This window comes from Pseudoduganella sp. GW821-FHT11H04 (assembly GCF_058807935.1).
In genome coordinates, this window is the sequence record NZ_JBXARE010000004.1 from 196,337 (window position 1) to 212,935 (window position 16,599).

The window sequence follows — 16,599 nt, forward strand, 5'->3', positions numbered from 1 at the left end:
CTAAGGATAGAATCCCCGGCAATCTTATCAAATTGTCTAAAGGGGAGCCGGATGAAACACATCTGGAATCTGCTCGTACGCGTCGTCGCCACCATTTTCGGCAGTGTGTCCTGGTCTCCTCCCGGCTGGCTGCGCAGCATCGGGCAGCGCTTGTTGCCGCTGCGCGCATGGACCGGGCGCCATATGCGTGTGATGGCGGCGCTGGTCGTCGTCGTCGTGGCCGGCCTGGTCACCTACCCCTTCATCAAGAGCCGCTTGCCCTACCTGCATCCGGACAAGATCGCGTCCAGCGATGCCGGCGTGCGCATCCTCGCACCGGGCCGCACGGAGCTGGAAAACGATGGCCAGCCGCAGCCGCTGCGCATTGAGTTCACCGCATCGGCCGCGCCGCTGTCGCGAGTGGGGCGCGAGGCGACGGACGTGACGCTGTCGCCTGCCATCGCCGGCAAATGGACCTGGAATACCGACCACGAACTGGCGTTCCAGCCGGCCCAGGATTGGCCGGTCGGTCAGAAGTACACGATCAAGTTCGGCCCGAAGGCGCTGGCCGCGCACGTGAAGGCGGAAAAGGAATACGAGTTCGAAACCGTGCGCTTTGCGATCCCCATCGTGAACGGCGAGTTTTACCAGGACCCCACACAGTTCAACCTGCGCAAGGGAGTGTTCGACGTGAGGTTCACACACCCGGTTGCGCCGGCCGATTTCGAGAAGCGCCTGCACATGGACCTGGACGGCAAGCCGATCAAGTTCACGCTCACTTACGATAAGTGGAAAGTCAGCGCCACCATCCAGTCCGAGCCACTGGCGATTCCGCAGGATACTTCTGCGCTAACGCTGCACATCGATTCGGGCGTAAAAGCCCAGCGCGGCGGCGACGGTACGCCGGAAGCAATGACCAAGGCCGTGGCGGTGCCCGGCCTGTTCGGGCTCGAAGTGCAGGCGATTGACACGCATATCGTCACCGGCGAGACAGGCGATATGGAGAACGTGCTGCAGATCACCACCGGCATGGCGGTCAACGAAAAGGAAGCGGCACGCGCAGTCAGCGCATGGGCGCTGCCGGCGGCCACCAATGATTCCAAGAGCTGGGACGATCCGGCCGAAGTGACAGATGCGGTGCTGAAAAAGGCCAAGCGCCTGACGCTGACGGCGCTGCCGCAGGAGCGCGACAACACCGAGATCCATGCCTTCAAGTTCGAGGCCGAACCGGGCAGCTTTATGTTCGTGCGCATCGCGCAGGGCATGAAGTCTGTCGGCGGTTATCAGCTGGGGCAGAAGCGCGACGTGATCCTGCAGGTGAAAGCCTCCGCACCCGAGTTGTCCATCATGGGCACGGGCGCGCTGCTGGCGCTGAATGGCGAACGCAAACTGCCGATCATGGTGCGCGATATGCCGGGCGTGAAGATCGAGATCGGCCGCGTGCTGCCGCACCAGCTGCATTTCCTCGCCACGCACGCCGATGGCAACTTCGCCAAACCGCAGTTCTACCAAGGTTTGACGCCGGACAGCCTGACCGAGCGCTTCGAGAAGAAGCTGCCGTTGAAACTGGCGCCGGGCAAGACGCATTTCGAGACCATTGATTTTTCGGAGTACCTGAAAACCGACGGCGCTGAACGCCGCGGTATATTCCTGGTCAAGATCAATGGCTACGACCCAGCCAAGGCGGACGATGGCCAGCAGGAAGTCCAGCAAACCAATCAGTATGAAGGCGAAGGTGAAGGCGAGGGCGAGCCTGGCGAGTATGCCGGCGACCCGAGCGCAATGGCGGACAGCCGCCTGATCATGCTGACCGACCTGGGCCTGGTCAGCAAGCGCGCCCTGGATGGCTCGCAGCAGGTGTACGTGCAGTCCATCAGCAGCGGCGCGCCGGTAGCCGGTGCGACTGTGGAAGTCTGGGGCCGCAACGGCCTGGTCCTGCACACGCAGGCGACCGATGCCGGCGGCACTGTGCGCCTGCCTGACCTGCGCGGCTACACGCGTGAGAAACAGGCGGTGCTGCTGGTAGTGAAAAAAGCCGGCGATACCGCCTTCATGGCGCTCAATCGCAATGACCGTGCGCTGGACATGTCGCGCTTCGACGTCGGCGGCACGCACAGCGGCGGCCTGCCGAACCAGATGCGCGCTTACCTGTTCTCCGACCGCGGCATCTACCGTCCGGGCGACACGATCCAGGCCGGCATCATCGTCAAGAGCGGCGACTGGAGCCAGAACCTGAAGGACTTGCCGGTGGAGGCCGAAGTGGTCGATGCCCGCGGCCAGACCGTGCGGCGCGAAAAGCTTAAGCTCGGCGCAGCCGGCATGGCGGAAATTTCGCATCCGACGCTCGATAGCGCGCCGACCGGCAACTACACGATCTACCTGAACCTGCCGCGCGACGGTGCGCAGGGTGAACCTGTGCGCCTTGGCTCCACCACGGTGAAGGTGCAGGAATTCCTGCCGGACCGCACCAAGGTCGCGCTCAAGTTGTCGACCGATGCGGGCGAGGGCTGGGTCAGCCCGCAGTCGCTGACGGCGCAGATGAATGTACAGAACCTGTTCGGCACCCCGGCGCCTGACCGCAAGGTGGAAGCGGTGGTGACGCTGACGCCGGCCTATCCGGCTTTTGCTTCCTGGCCGGGCTTCAGCTTCTACGATCCTCAGCGCGCCAAGGAACGCTTCACCGACACCATCTCGGACCAGAAGACTGACGACAAGGGCGATGCGAGCTTCGACCTGGGCTTGCATCGCTACCAGTCCGCGACCTACCAGCTGCATGTGCTGGCCAAGGCCTTCGAGCCGGAAGGCGGCCGCAGCGTCAGCGCGGAAGTGCAGGCACTGGTGTCCGATGCTCCCTACCTGATCGGCTACAAGGCCGATGGCGACCTGTATTACATCAACCGCGGCGCGGTGCGGAATGTGCAGCTCATCGCAATCGATCCGAAGGCGCGCAAGACGGCAGTTTCCGGCCTGACGCTGGAACGCTATGAAAACCGCGTGCTGTCGGTGCTGGTCAAGCAGCCAAACGGCTTGTTCAAGTACGAGTCGCGCGGCAAGGACGTTCTGCTGAAAACCGAACCGTTCGCGATCGGGGCGGCTGGCGTGCAGCTGGCGCCGGCGACCGATGCGCCGGGCAATTTCACCTACGTGCTGAAAAACGCACAGGGCACGGCGCTGGCCCAGTTCCGCTACAGCGTGGCCGGTACCGGCAACGTGACGCGCAGCCTGGACCGGAACGCCGAACTGCAACTGACGCTGAACAAGAAGGATTACCAACCGGGCGAAGAAATCGAGATCAGCGTGCGTGCGCCATATACCGGCTCGGGCCTGATCACGATTGAGCGCGACAAGGTCTATGCCTACAAGTGGTTCAAGGCCGACAAGAACGCCTCGGTGCAGAAGATCACGCTGCCGAAGGACTACGACGGCAACGGCTATGTCATGGTGCAATTCACGCGTGATCCGTCCTCCGACGAGATCTACATGAGCCCATTGAGTTACGGCGTGGCGCCATTCGCGACCAGCCTGGATCGGCGCACCACCAAGTTCACGCTGAAGGCGCCGGAGCTGGTCAAGCCGGGACAGACGGTGCAATTCCACCTCGACTCGGCCAAGCCGGTGCGCGCCGTGGTGTTCGCGGTGGATGAAGGAATCCTGCAGGTGGCGCGCTACAAGAATCCTGATCCGCTGCAGTACTTCTTCCAGAAGCGCGCGCTCGAAGTGACGACCGCGCAGACGCTGGACCAGATCCTGCCGGAGTTCCGCAAACTGATGCAGGGCGCAGCGCCGGGCGGCGACGCCGATGGCGAGGCTGGTAAACACCTCAATCCGTTCAAGCGCAAACGCGACAAGCCGGTGGCTTACTGGTCGGGCATTGTGGACGTGAAGGGCGGTCGCGATTTCAGCTACACGGTGCCGGATTACTTCAACGGCAGCCTGCGCGTGATGGCAGTGGTGGTGGACGATAATTCGGCTGCCGCAGCCAGCACCAAGACCACGGTGCGCGGCGATATCGTGCTGCTGCCGAACGTGCCGGTGGCGCTGACGCCGGGCGACGAGGCCGAAGTTGGCATCGGCGTGGCGAACAATATCAAGGGCTCGGGCAAGGGCGCCCCGGTGGCGCTGACGCTCCAAGTGGCGCCGTCGCTGGAAGTGGTGGGCAAGGCGCAGTTGACGCTGGCCATCAATGAAGGCGGCGAAGCGACAGCGCGCTTCCGCGTGCGCGCCCGCAGCGGCGCCCAGGCGCAACTGGGTTCGGCCAGCGTGGTGTTCAGCGCCCAGTACCAGGAGCGCAAGGCGAAGCTGTCGACCGACCTGTCGGTGCGCCCGGCTTCGGCGCTGGTGACGCTGGTGCAGACCGGACGCTTCAAGGGCGGCGGCGAGATCGCGACGCAAGGCCAGTTCTATCCTCAGATGCAGCGCAGCGAATTGTCGATGTCGGCTACGCCGTGGTCGATGGCGGCGGGCATGGTGCGATACCTGCAGGAATACCCATATGGCTGCACCGAGCAGATCGTCAGCCAGATGACGCCGACGGTGCTGCTGGCTAACCGCCCGGACTTCGCCAAAGAGCTGCAAGCGCAAAAGGCCGCCGGCGGCGCGGCTGTCGATCCGAAGAAGGCCTTCGAACGGACGCTGACCGTGCTGCGTTCGCGCCAGACAGGTGACGGCGGTTTCGGCCTGTATTCGCCGGGCGAAACCGCGCATCCGTTTGCCACCGTGTACGCGGTGCAGATGCTGCTGGAAGCGCGCGAGCACAAGATGCAGGTGCCGGAGGACATGTTGGCGCGTGCACTGGCATGGATGCAGAACCATGTAGCGCGCGGCGGCGATAACCGCTACGACTGGCGCACCCGTGCGCAAGCCGTCTACCTGCTGACCCGCAGCGGTGCGGTGACGACGGCGGCGCTGGTGAACCTGCGCGGTTCGATGCCGAAGGACGCGCGCAACGGACCGGTGGCCGATTCCGACCTCGGTAACGCCTACCTGGCGGCCAGCTACCAGATCCTCAAGCAGGACCAGGTGGCGAGCCAGTTGCTCGAACCGCTGTGGAAGGATATGTTGGCGCGCTTGGCGAAGAAGGATGATTTCAAGACCTGGGGCTGGTATTACGACTCGCTGGTGCATGACGCCACGCTGGTGACCCTGGTGTCGCGCCACTTCCCGAACCGCCTCAGGGACTTGCCGCCGGAAGCGTTCGACCGCATGGGCGCCTGGTTGAGTGATGGCTGGTACAGCAGCCTGTCGTCGGCCTCCGTGGTGATGGCCGTGGATGCCTACAGCAATGCCGCCGCCAGCGGCGCTGCCGGCACGCTCACGGCCAAGGCAATCGACCGACAGGGTAAGGAAAAAGCGTTGGAACTGGGCGCCTTGAGCGCGATCGCCAAGACAGCTGTGCCGGGCGATGCGGCCAAGCTGAAGATCGGCAGCAGCGGAGGTTTGCCGCTGTACTACTCGCTGGCGGAAACCGGTTTTGAGCGCAATATCCCTGTGACTGCAGCCTCCAACGGTATCGAGATCATTCGCGAGTTCGTTGATGCCGCCGGCAAGCCGCTGTCCGAGGTCACGCTGGGCGACGAGGTGACGGTGCGCGTGCGAGTGCGCGCAGTCGGCCGCCGCGAAGTGCAGCAGGTGGCGCTGGTGGACGTGCTGCCGGGTGGCCTGGAACCGGTCCTGAGCAGCCCTTCGGATGAAGATTCCGACGCGCCGCTGTGGCAGCGCCGTGTCGGCACCAAGGGCTGGACCTGGAATGTGGACTACGTCGATATGCGCGAAGACCGCGTCATCATCTTCGGCAACGTGGGCAGCGGCCAGACCGAGATCACTTACAAGGTGCGTGCTACCAACGTCGGTGATTTCGTGGTGCCGGGCGCGTTCGGCGAAGCGATGTACGAGCGCAAGGTGTTCGGCCGCTCCGCTGGTTCGAAGCTTGTGATCAAGGACCGCAAGTAAATGCCGCAAGGCCTGCGCGCCCTGGCTGGCCGCTGGCGGCGCACCGCCCGCGTCGCCGGCGTCTGTGCGTTGGCCGCGCTGCTGCCGCTCACGTTGCGCGTATGGCCGCGCGAGCCCCTGCTGGCGGCCCAGCCATGGTCGCACGCGGTGCATGCCAGCGGCGGCGAGCTGCTGCGCCTGACGTTGGCGGCGGACGAGCAGTTCCGCCAGCCCTTGCGGCTGCAAGACATGCCGGCAGCGCTGCCGGAAGCGGTGCTGTTGTACGAAGACCGTTGGTTCTACTGGCATCCCGGCGTCAACCCGATGGCGCTGGTGCGCAGCGCCTGGGCCAGCGCGACGGGCACGCGCCGGCAGGGCGGGTCCACCATCACCATGCAGCTGGCGCGCCGCCTGTACCACATCGACAGCCGCAGCATCGGCGGCAAGCTGCGCCAGGCCGGCGCCGCACTGTGGATCGAAGCGCGCTACAGCAAGCGCGAGATCCTGGAAGCCTATCTGAACCTCGCGCCCTACGGTGGCAACGTCGAGGGCGTGGGAGCGGCCAGCTTGGTCTACTTCCGCAAGAGCGCCGCATCGCTGGTGCTGCCGGAGATGCTGGCTCTGGCCGTCATTCCGCAGAACCCGCGCCAGCGGTTGGTGGGCTACAAGGCGCCGGGCGCTTTGCGCGCTGCGCGTGAGCGCCTGTGGCAGGTCTGGCAGGAGCGTCATCCGGATGACCGCCGCTGGCAGGCCGATATGCAACTGCCACTGCACACGGAAGGGAAGGCGAACATGCCCTTCCTGGCGCCGCACCTGGTCGACCTGCTGCTGCACGAACAGCAGCAAGTGCAGGAGACTCAGGGCGAAATCGACTCGAGCCTGGACCTGCGCGCGCAGCGCGTGCTGGAGCGCGTGATCGGCGATTACCTGCGTTCGCGCGCCGAGACAGGCGTCGTCAACGCCAGCGCCATGCTGGTGGATACGTCGACCATGCAGGTGAGGGCGCTGGTGGGGTCGGCCGATTACAGCAACTCCGCAATCGCCGGGCAGGTGAACGGCACGCTGGGCCGCCGTTCGCCCGGGTCGACTCTCAAACCCTTCATTTACGGCCTGGGACTGGACCAGGGCCTGCTGCATCCGAAGACGGTCCTGCGCGATACGCCATCCGCCTTCGGCGCTTTCACGCCGGAGAATTTCGACGGCCGCTTCGTCGGCCCACTGGCTGCGGAAGACGCCTTGATCCGCAGCCGCAATGTGCCCGCCGTCGCGGTGGCTGCCAAACTGTCGCGGCCGGACTTGTACGACTTCCTGCAGCAAGCCGGCGTGGCGCATCTGGACACGCGCGAGCATTACGGCCTGGCACTGGTGCTGGGCGGCGGCGAGGTAACGATGGAGGAGCTGGTGCAGATGTATGCCATGCTCGCCAACGGCGGCCAATGGCGTCCTGTCACCTACCGCGGTGCGGCGGCCCAGGCGCAGCAACGCCGCCTGCTTAGCGAAGAGGCTTCCTACATCACGCTCGATATGCTGCGCCGTAATCCGCGCCCCGATACTGCAGCTCCCGGATCGCCCGTAATTGCATGGAAGACCGGCACTTCCTGGGGCTTCCGCGATGCATGGACTGCGGGCGTATTCGGCCGCTATGCACTGGCGGTCTGGCTGGGGAATTTCGATGGCGCCGGCAATCCGGCGCTGGTGGGCGTCGACATGGCCGCGCCGCTGTTCCTGCGCATCGTCGATGCCCTGCGTGCTGAGCGGCTCGATCCCGGTCCCGTGCCGCGCGAGCTGCCGCCGGACCTGCGCCTGGTCGACGTATGCGCCGCCAGCGGCGATTTGCCGGATGAAGCCTGCCCGCGCGTGGTCCAGTCCTGGTTCATCGCCGGCAAATCGCCGATCAAGCGCAGCACGCTGCACCGCCAGGTGTGGATCGACAAGGACAAGGGAACGCTGGCTTGCAAGCAGGGCCCGAACACCGTGGCGAGGACTGTCGAAACGTGGACGTCCGACGTGCAGCAGTTGATGCGCCAGGCGGGCCTGCCATTGCGCGATACCAGTGCCTGCGGCGCCTCTGATGGCGAAAGCGCGCCACGCATCCTGCAACCGCTGCGCGGCGTGCGCCACGTGCTGCGCGCAACGCATCCCGATCCGATCCTGCTGGTGGCGCAGGCTGCAGGCGATGTGCGTGAATTGTTCTGGTTCGTCGACGGCGCGCTGGTGGGCCGCGCGGCGCCCGGCGAGACCGTCGCCTGGAAGCCGTCTGGTCCCGGTCACCACACGGTACGCGTCGCCGACAGCAACGGCCACGCCGACACACGCGACATTGATATCGATCTGCTGCCATAAGGCTTGCGCAGCGTTTACACGGCGTTTACACCCGCGTAAAAGACATTTACACCATCTTTATACGTCCCTCGATAAGCTGGAACCGTCGCTTATCTATGAAAGGACGACGTATGTTGCAGTACTATTTGATTGCTGGCCTGGTGCTGTTGATCATCCTGGTCATCGCCAGCAACTGCATTGTTTACATCCCCAACGAGAAGATCGGCATCGTTGAAAAAAATTGGTCGGGACGCGGTTCGGTGCAAGGCGGCTTTATCGCTTTGAACGGCGAAGCCGGCTTCCAGCCTGCAGTCCTGCGCGGTGGCTTCCACCTGTTCTTCCCCTTCCAGTACCGCGTGCATCGCCACGACCTGGTGACCATCCAGCAAGGCACGCTGGCCTATGTGTTTGCACGTGACGGCTCGCCGATGGCGCCTAGCCAGAACCTGGCCTGCAACAAGGCCGCGAATGATTTCACCGACGTGCGCAGCTTCCTCGAGAATGGCGGCCAGAAAGGCTTGCAGCGCAAGATCATGCGCGAAGGTACCTACGCCATCAACCTGGCGCAGTTCGTCGTGCTGACCGAAGACCGCGTGTACGCACTGCGCCTGCCGGGCGACGGCAATATCAACGGTAAAGGCGAAGTAGTGGGCTCGTTGGCGGGCGTGCTGGAAGATTTGTCCTCGCGCGGCGGTTTCCGCCCGCTGGTGATCCGCGAAGACAAACTGGCTGTGATTACCACGCATGAAGGCCGCTCGCTGCCGGAAGGTACCATCGTCGCCCCTGTAGTCGCGGGCGAGCACCGCGACTACCAGGAGCCGGAAGCCTTCATCGATTATGGCGGCTTCAAAGGCCGCCAGTTGCAGGTGCTGGTGGAAGGTACCTACTACCTGAACGCGCGCTTTGCGACGCACGAGATTGTGGCCAAGACCATTGTGCCTGTGGGCTTTGTGGGCGTGGTCGTCTCCTATACGGGTAATGCCGGCAACGACCTCACCGGCGATAGCTATCGCCACGGTGAACTGGTCGGCGACGACGAGAAGGGCGTGCAGGCGACACCGCTGCTGCCTGGTAAATATGCGTTGAATCCATACGCCAAGAAAGTCATCGAAGTGCCGACCACGAACTTCATCCTGAAGTGGCAAGCCGGCCAGGTTGGCTCGCATGAACTGGACCGCAGCCTGTCGGAGATTTCGCTGATCACCAAGGATGCGTTCGAACCTGACCTGCCATTGTCGGTGGTGGTGAATATCGACTACAAGATGGCGCCGTTGGTTATTCAGCGTTTTGGCGACATCCGCCGCCTGGTGGAGCAGACGCTCGACCCGATGGTCGCCGCCTACTTCAAGAACATCGGCCAGGGCAAGACGCTGATCGAGCTGCTGCAGGAGCGCTCGGACATCCAGGAGCGCGCCAAGGATGAAATGCGCCGCAATTTCGGCGGCTATAACCTGACGCTGAACGAAGTGCTGATTGGTACGCCGCGCGCCAAACAAGGCGACACGCAGATCGAGACCATCCTGCGCCAGCTGCGTGAACGCCAGGTGTCGCGCGAACAGCTCGAGACGTACAAGACCAAGGAAGCGGCGGCGGTGCAGGAGCGCATCCTGCGAGAAGCGGAAGCACGCGCCAGCCAGCAGACTTCGATCACCCAGTCCGAACTGGCTGTGAAGATCGCCGAGAATAACGGTTCCGCCGCGGTGCAGAAAGCGATCAAGGCAGCGGAAGAAGCGCGCCAGATGGCAGCTGGTTCCGCCGATGCCAAGCGCAAGCTGGCTGAAGCCGAGGCTTACCAAGTGGCCGCGATTGGCCAGGCGCAGGCTAAGGCGACGGAGATGAACGTCGCCGCGTATGGCGGCCCGGAACTGCAGTTCCAGCAGACGGTGCTGATGCGTTTTGCCGAAGCGATTGAACGAGGCCAGGTGCAGCTGGTGCCATCAATCCAGGTCGGCGGCAGCAGTCAGGGAGGCGGCAGCGCGATCGACGCCTTCATGGCGATGGCCGTAAAGGAAATGGCAGCACGCCAGCTCAAGCAAGAGCAGCCAGCCGCCTAAGCTGCAAATGTCCACCTTGGGGTCAGGCACCGAAGTGGACAAAGAACTACCTTGTCCACTTTGGAGCCTGACCCCAAGGTGGACATTTGCTTGACGCGGCGCTGAACCTTTACAGCGTTGCGAAGACTTTTTTGGCGGCGGCGATGGTGGCGTCGATCACGGCGTCGTCGTGCTGGGCGCTGACGAAGCCGGCTTCAAACGCTGCCGGGGCGAAGTAGACGCCTTCGTCCAGCATCTTGTGGAAGAACACGTTGAACTTCTCGCGGTCGCCCGCCATCATCTCGGCGTAGTTGTTCGGCGGGGTGGCGCTGAAGTAGAGGCCGAACATGCCGCCTTCGGCGTCGGCGCAGAAGGTGACGCCGGCTTCTTTGGCGGCGGCGGTCAGGCCGTCAGCCAGGCGGCGTGCGCTGCGTTCCAGGCCTTGGTAGAAGCCGGGCTGCTGGATCAGCTTCAGGGTGGTCATGCCTGCTGCCACGGCGACCGGGTTGCCGGACAGGGTGCCGGCCTGGTACACCGCGCCAACCGGCGACATTTTCGACATCAGTTCTTTCGAGCCGCCGAAAGCCGCCACCGGCAGGCCGCCGCCAATCACCTTGCCCAGCGCGGTCAGGTCAGGCTTGATGCCGTACAGTTCCTGCGCACCGCCCAGGCCCACGCGGAAGCCGCACATCACTTCGTCGAAGATCAGGATGGCGCCGTGCTTGCTGCACAGCTCGCGCAGCGCGCCCAGGAATTCCGGGCTGCCCTTGATCAGGTTCATATTGCCGGCCACCGGTTCCACGATGACGCAGGCGATTTCATCGCCGTATTCTTCGAACGCGGCGCGGATCGCTTCCACGTTGTTGTAGTCCAGCACCAGGGTGTGCTTCACGAAGTCTTCCGGCACGCCGGCCGAAGTCGGGTTGCCGAAGGTGAGCAGGCCGCTGCCGGCTTTCACCAGCAGGGAGTCGGCGTGGCCGTGGTAGCAGCCTTCGAATTTGATGATCTTGTCGCGGCCGGTGGCGCCGCGCGCCAGGCGCAGGGCGCTCATGGTCGCTTCGGTACCCGACGACACCAGGCGTACCTGTTCGATCGACGGCACCAGGCGGCAGATTTCTTCAGCCATCTCGATTTCCGCTTCGGTCGGTGCGCCGAAAGACAGGCCGCGCGTGGCCGCTTCCTGCACCGCCCTCACCACGTCAGGATGGGCGTGGCCCACAATCGCTGGGCCCCAGGAGCCGATGTAGTCGATATAGCGCTTGCCGTCCGCATCCCAGAAATAAGGGCCTTCGGCGCGGGTGATGAAGCGCGGCGTGCCGCCTACGGAACGGAAGGCGCGCACTGGCGAATTGACGCCGCCCGGGGTGGATTTCTGGGCGCGTTCAAACAGGATGTCGTTTTTCGAAGTGGTCATGGTTTGAAGAATCGATTGGGGACAAAACGGCCCATGCCATAGCGTTGGGCATGGAGCAGGGTCTGGTAAGTGTATTGTTCGGCGCGTTCCACCGCGTCCGGCACGGTCATGCCATGCGCCAGGCAGGCGGCAATCGCGGCCGACAGGGTGCCGCCGGCGCCGACGAAGGGGCCCGGCAGGTGTTGCCATTTGTCGTGGCGCAGTACTCCTTCGCCGCTGTACAGGGTGTTGGCGCGCTGGCCGCTGCCGGCATTGGTGCCGGTCACCAGCACGTATTCGCAGCCAAGGTCGATCAGGTGCTCGGCGTCGTCGGCCATGGTTTCGCCGTTGCCCAGGTCGCGCCAGGTTTCGGCCATGCGCGCCAGTTCGACTTCGGACAGCATCAAGAGGGTGGCTTGCGGCACGAGCAGCTGGCGCACAACGGTCAGGAGTTCTTCGGGATCGTCTTCGTCGCTCGGCTGCGGCAGCTGGCTGCCGAAGGGGTCGAGCACCAGGGGCGCGTCGGGATAGTCGGAGACGATTTCGGCCAGGGTGGAGACATGTTCCAGGTGGTCCAGTGCGCCAATCTTGAAGGCTTGCACCGGCACGTCTTCCAGCACCATGCGGGCCTGGTCGGCCACCCAGTCGGGGTCAACGTGCTGCTGCTCTTCGACACGGGCACTGTCACCGACCAGCAGGGCGGTGGTGGCGGACAGGCCGCGGCATCCGAGGGCGTTGAAAACAGCGAGGTCGGCATGCACGCCAACCGCGCCGACCGGATCGGCCACGCCAAAAGTCAGGATCAGGGGAGATGTTTGGTTTTGCACGGCGGGTAGATTAAGATACCTAATTCAGCATTTTACTTTATTAGAAGGTGACTCAACGTGAGCAGCAATGAACCAAGCCAGGAATTCCAAAGCTGGATGTGCCTGATCTGCGGCTGGATTTATGACGAAGCCGCCGGCTTGCCGGAAGAGGGCATCGCCCCAGGCACCCGCTGGGCCGATGTACCGATGAACTGGACTTGTCCTGAATGCGGCGCGCGCAAGGATGATTTCGAGATGGTCGCCATCTAAAGAAATTATCAGTCTGTCAATTGAGTTTCATTTTGCTCAAATAGTGTTTCAAAGCTATCAAATAAATAAGTGTTTCTTTTAAGCAGCAGACGCTCCTAAGCGGCTGTCCCCTGTGCTATCGTAGCGAGACTATAGGGTGAACATATTTGAAATGACGACTACACCGCTGAAAATCATGGTGATCGACGATAGCAGCACCATTCGCCGGTCCGCAGAAATTTTCCTGACCCAAGCGGGTTACCAGGTGGTTTTAGCCGAAGATGGCTTCGATGCGCTGGCCAAGATCAACGACCATCAACCGTCGTTGATTTTCTGCGACATCCTGATGCCGCGCCTGGATGGTTACCAGACTTGTGCCCTGATCAAAAAGAGCGCGAAGTTCCATTCCACCCCAGTGCTGATGCTCTCCTCCAAGGATGGCTTGTTCGACCGTGCGCGCGGCGCCATGGTCGGTTCGGCTGCCTACCTGACCAAACCCTTCACAAAAGATAGCCTGTTGGCTGCAGTGCGAGAGCACACTGCGGCTGCCAGTGCGTAATACACCGTAATACAGAGAGAGAAGCATGGCAATTCAACGAATCCTGATCGTAGACGACTCCCCAACCGAGCGTTATTACCTGACCGATATCCTGGTGCGCAGCGGCTTCACCGTCTCCACCGCAGAAAATGGCGAAGAAGCCATGGCCAAGATCAAGGCCGACAAACCGCAGCTGATCCTGATGGACGTGGTCATGCCTGGCCAGAACGGCTTCCAGGTTACCCGCGCCATTGCCAAGGATCCGGAACTGCAGGACGTGCCGATCATCATCTGCTCGTCCAAGAACCAGGAAACCGACCGCATCTGGGGCATCCGCCAGGGCGCCAAGGATTACCTTGTCAAACCGGTCGACGCAGCCGAGCTGCTGGCCAAGATCGCCGCACTCGGTTAAGCGATGACGACCGAACAGCAGGCGCCGTCGGGCGCAGAACGCCGCAGCCGCCTGCGGCAATACCAGGTTACGCTGCTTGAACGCATGCAGGCCGCCAAGGCCGGCACGGGTAATTCCGGCCGCGAACTGGGCGTGCTGCTGGGCGGCCGCCGCTGCCTGCTGGACCTGACGCAGGTCGGTGAAATTGTTCCATTCCAGGCCGTGACGGCAGTTCCGCTGTCGCAGGACTGGTACCGCGGCCTGGCAAATATCCGCGGCAACCTGGTCGGCGTGATCGACCTGGCGCGCTACATGGGCGAGGCTGGCACCCAGCCAAGCCCGGACAGCCGCCTGGTGACTTTCGCCACCCACCTTGGCTTCAATTGCGCAATCCTGGCTGGCCGTGTGCTTGGCCTGCGCAACCCGGATGAAATGGTGGAGCAAGCACCGGACAGCGGGCAACCTGCCTGGGGTAGCCAGCAATTCAACGACCGTGAAACGCAGCAGTGGACCAGGCTCGACCTGACCGAGCTGGTGCGCGAAGCACGGTTCCTGCAAGTCGGCCTGTAATTGCGACCCGCCAGGGGGCGGGCGCCACAATATCGAAAGCGATCGGGGGACGTAGTAATGGCATTTAAATTGTTCTCGCGCTCCGTACCGGAGACCAGCCCTGAGCTTGGCTCCAATTCGGAGTTTTCCAGTTTCAATAATTCGGCATACGACCAGCCAGGAGCGGCTGTAGCCGAAGCTGTTGCTGCGCCTGAAGTGGCCGACAACACTGCCGCCACGGCCGAAGCGGCTGAAGGCACGCGCGGCTTGCTGGAGCGCCTGCGTTCGAGCGCTGTGGGCGAGGCTGCGGCCAACGTCAAGCTGCCCCTGATCGGCCACCTGCCTAGCGCACGCCAACTGAGCCTGCTTTCCACCACCCTCGGTGTTTCGATCCTGCTGTCGGTCGTGTTCGTGGCATGGAACGCGTACAACAGCGCCGTGGCGTCGACCCGTACCCAGATCGCTTCCGACGTGCTGATGCACTCGCAGCGTATCGGTAAGGCGGCGCCTAACGCGATTAAGGGTAATAAGGATGCGACCAAGCAGCTGGAAGACAGCCGTAACGAGCTGAACCGCGCGTTGCTGACGCTGGCCGACGGCGGCCGCTACGCCGGCCACTCGGTGCTGTCGGCGCCAGGCGCGGTGCTGCCTTCGCTGAACGACGCCCGCAAGAAGTGGACCGCTTCCGACAAAGCCGCATCCACCATCGCCAAATACAAGTGGGACTTGGCCGGTCTGGACGAGACACTGCAAAAGCTGAACGCCATGTCGCCTGACCTGCTGTCGCTGACCGAGGAAGTGTCCTCGGCGCGCCTGAAGCAGGGCGGCAGCGCCAAGGAACTGGCGGCGCTGGGCAAGCTGGGCATGCTGACCCAGCGCATGAGCCGTAGTGCATCGACCTTCCTGACGGAGGGCGGCATTTCCTCCTCCGAGACCGCGTTCCAGTTGGGCCGGGATGCAACCGTGTTCCGCCAGACCGTGGACGGTTTCCTGAGCGGCAGCGATTCGCTCGGCCTGCCTTCTGTGAAGGATGGCGAAACCCGCGAAAACCTGCAAGCCCTGAAGAAAGGCTTCGAGGACTACGACAAGCTGGTCAAGTTCATTCTGGACCGTCTGGAAAAATTCTCCGCTGCGAAGAGCGCGGAACGACTGCTGTTTACCGAGAACGAAGACGTGCGTGCCAGCTTTGCGACCCTGCAGGGCAAGCTGCGTGAGCAGCAGGATTCGCTGGGCCTTTCGTTCTGGCTGATGGTGGCCGGCCTGGTGGTGACCTTGATCTCCGCTGCGGCGATCGGCCGTGTGCTGCTGCTCGATTCGCAGAATCGTGGCCGCGCTTCCGAGCGCCGCCGCCAGGAAGCGGAAACCATGCGCCAGAAAGCGCAGCAGCAGGAAGAAGAAACCAAGGCCATTAACGAGCAGAACCAGGCCGCAATTTTGCGCCTGATGAACGAACTGCAGGAAGTGGCGGACGGTGACTTGACCGTGCAGGCAACCGTTTCGGAAGACATTACCGGCGCGATCGCTGACTCGGTTAACTACACCGTGGAAGAACTGCGCGGCCTGGTAGGCCGTGTGACGGTGACGGCGGAGCAGGTTACGTCCGCATCGACCCACGCGCAAGGCATTTCCAATGACCTGCTGACCGCATCGGCGGCGCAGTCGAAAGAGATTCAGGACGCGTCCAACACCGTTGTGAAGATGGCCAACGAGATTACCGACGTGTCGCGTAGCGCGGCAGAGTCGGCAGACGTTGCGCGCCAGTCGGTTGATGCGGCACGACAGGGTGCGGACGCGGTGCAGAACGCGATCAAGGGTATGGACGAGATCCGTGAGCAGATCCAGGAAACCTCGAAGCGCATCAAGCGTCTGGGTGAATCCTCGCAGGAGATTGGTGAAATTACCGAGCTGATTTCCGACATTACCGAACAGACCAACGTGCTGGCGCTGAACGCTGCGATCCAGGCGGCATCGGCAGGTGAAGCGGGCCGAGGCTTCTCGGTGGTTGCGGAAGAGGTTCAGCGACTGGCGGAACGTTCCGCTGAAGCGGCGAAGCAGATCGGTGCGCTGGTGAAGACTATTCAGACCGACACCCACGACGCGGTGGCCGCTATGGAAAAATCCACGCAGGGTGTGGTTGAAGGTGCAAAACTGTCCGACGCGGCGGGTACCGCACTGCAGGACATTTCGCAGGTTTCGAACCGCCTGGCGGAACTGATTCAGGGCATTTCCTACGCAACCGGCCAGCAGGCGACATCGGCAAACGGCGTCGCGCATAATATGCAGCACATCCTGCAGGTGACGCAGCAAACCCAGGACGGTACCCAGCAAACCGCAACGTCGGTTCGCAAACTGACCTCCCTGGCGCAGGAGCTGAAGAACTCCGTGTCGCGATTCCGAGTAAGTGCTTAATT

At 63.1% G+C, this 16,599-nt stretch carries 10 protein-coding genes; 8 read left to right on the forward strand and 2 right to left on the reverse strand.

Annotated elements, in window-relative coordinates; all coding sequences use genetic code 11:
• The first annotated feature begins 51 nt into the window (after window positions 1-51).
• The 3 genes from AC1RTP_RS11130 (at window position 52) to AC1RTP_RS11140 (ending at window position 10,283) form a co-directional block, all read left to right on the forward strand.
• Entirely contained in the window at window positions 52-5,928 is a 5,877-nt protein-coding gene (locus AC1RTP_RS11130) for an alpha-2-macroglobulin family protein (RefSeq protein WP_498607482.1), read from the forward strand.
• A complete protein-coding gene (gene pbpC / locus AC1RTP_RS11135; RefSeq protein ID WP_498607484.1) occupies window positions 5,929-8,250 on the forward strand; it encodes a penicillin-binding protein 1C in 2,322 nt (773 codons plus the stop codon).
• A gap of 110 nt (window positions 8,251-8,360) precedes the next feature.
• Window positions 8,361-10,283: an SPFH domain-containing protein gene (locus tag AC1RTP_RS11140; protein ID WP_498607485.1), complete on the forward strand. Its 1,923-nt coding sequence runs from the start codon at window positions 8,361-8,363 to the stop codon at window positions 10,281-10,283.
• Window positions 10,284-10,392: 109 nt separating this feature from the next.
• Here AC1RTP_RS11140 and hemL read toward each other — a convergent pair whose 3' ends face one another.
• A complete protein-coding gene (hemL, locus tag AC1RTP_RS11145) occupies window positions 10,393-11,676 on the reverse strand; it encodes a glutamate-1-semialdehyde 2,1-aminomutase (protein ID WP_498607487.1) in 1,284 nt (427 codons plus the stop codon).
• Window positions 11,673-12,482, reverse strand: coding sequence for a bifunctional hydroxymethylpyrimidine kinase/phosphomethylpyrimidine kinase (thiD, locus tag AC1RTP_RS11150; protein WP_498607489.1), 810 nt, complete (start codon window positions 12,480-12,482; stop codon window positions 11,673-11,675). The genes hemL and thiD overlap by 4 nt, the downstream gene beginning before the upstream one ends.
• Window positions 12,483-12,578: 96 nt before the next feature.
• Between thiD and AC1RTP_RS11155 the strand changes: the two genes are divergently transcribed.
• From AC1RTP_RS11155 to AC1RTP_RS11175, 5 genes are all read left to right on the forward strand, one after another.
• On the forward strand, window positions 12,579-12,731 hold the full coding sequence (locus AC1RTP_RS11155) for a rubredoxin (RefSeq protein WP_028104578.1): 153 nt from the start codon (window positions 12,579-12,581) through the stop codon (window positions 12,729-12,731).
• A gap of 151 nt (window positions 12,732-12,882) precedes the next feature.
• Window positions 12,883-13,269 (forward strand): response regulator, encoded by a 387-nt coding sequence (locus AC1RTP_RS11160; protein ID WP_498607491.1) that lies wholly within the window; start codon window positions 12,883-12,885, stop codon window positions 13,267-13,269.
• 25 nt (window positions 13,270-13,294) lie between these two features.
• Window positions 13,295-13,660 carry a response regulator transcription factor gene (locus AC1RTP_RS11165; protein ID WP_055929369.1) on the forward strand — a complete coding sequence of 122 codons (366 nt, stop codon included), beginning with the start codon at window positions 13,295-13,297 and terminating at the stop codon, window positions 13,658-13,660.
• A gap of 3 nt (window positions 13,661-13,663) precedes the next feature.
• On the forward strand, window positions 13,664-14,209 hold the full coding sequence (locus AC1RTP_RS11170) for a chemotaxis protein CheW (RefSeq protein ID WP_498607493.1): 546 nt from the start codon (window positions 13,664-13,666) through the stop codon (window positions 14,207-14,209).
• 57 nt (window positions 14,210-14,266) lie between these two features.
• The gene (locus AC1RTP_RS11175) at window positions 14,267-16,597 is read left to right on the forward strand and encodes a methyl-accepting chemotaxis protein (protein WP_498607495.1); all 2,331 of its coding nucleotides are present in this window, start codon (window positions 14,267-14,269) and stop codon (window positions 16,595-16,597) included.
• The last annotated feature ends 2 nt before the right edge of the window (window positions 16,598-16,599 follow it).

What these genes read in the sequence shown, in the direction of transcription:
- AC1RTP_RS11130 (WP_498607482.1), top strand. Translation starts at nt 52, where the DNA reads ATGAAACACATCTGGAATCTGCTCGTACGCGTCGTCGCCACCATTTTC.
- pbpC (WP_498607484.1), top strand. Translation starts at nt 5,929, where the DNA reads ATGCCGCAAGGCCTGCGCGCCCTGGCTGGCCGCTGGCGGCGCACCGCC.
- AC1RTP_RS11140 (WP_498607485.1), top strand. Translation starts at nt 8,361, where the DNA reads ATGTTGCAGTACTATTTGATTGCTGGCCTGGTGCTGTTGATCATCCTG.
- hemL (WP_498607487.1), bottom strand. Translation starts at nt 11,676, where the DNA reads ATGACCACTTCGAAAAACGACATCCTGTTTGAACGCGCCCAGAAATCC.
- AC1RTP_RS11155 (WP_028104578.1), top strand. Translation starts at nt 12,579, where the DNA reads ATGTGCCTGATCTGCGGCTGGATTTATGACGAAGCCGCCGGCTTGCCG.
- AC1RTP_RS11160 (WP_498607491.1), top strand. Translation starts at nt 12,883, where the DNA reads ATGACGACTACACCGCTGAAAATCATGGTGATCGACGATAGCAGCACC.
- AC1RTP_RS11165 (WP_055929369.1), top strand. Translation starts at nt 13,295, where the DNA reads ATGGCAATTCAACGAATCCTGATCGTAGACGACTCCCCAACCGAGCGT.
- AC1RTP_RS11170 (WP_498607493.1), top strand. Translation starts at nt 13,664, where the DNA reads ATGACGACCGAACAGCAGGCGCCGTCGGGCGCAGAACGCCGCAGCCGC.
- AC1RTP_RS11175 (WP_498607495.1), top strand. Translation starts at nt 14,267, where the DNA reads ATGGCATTTAAATTGTTCTCGCGCTCCGTACCGGAGACCAGCCCTGAG.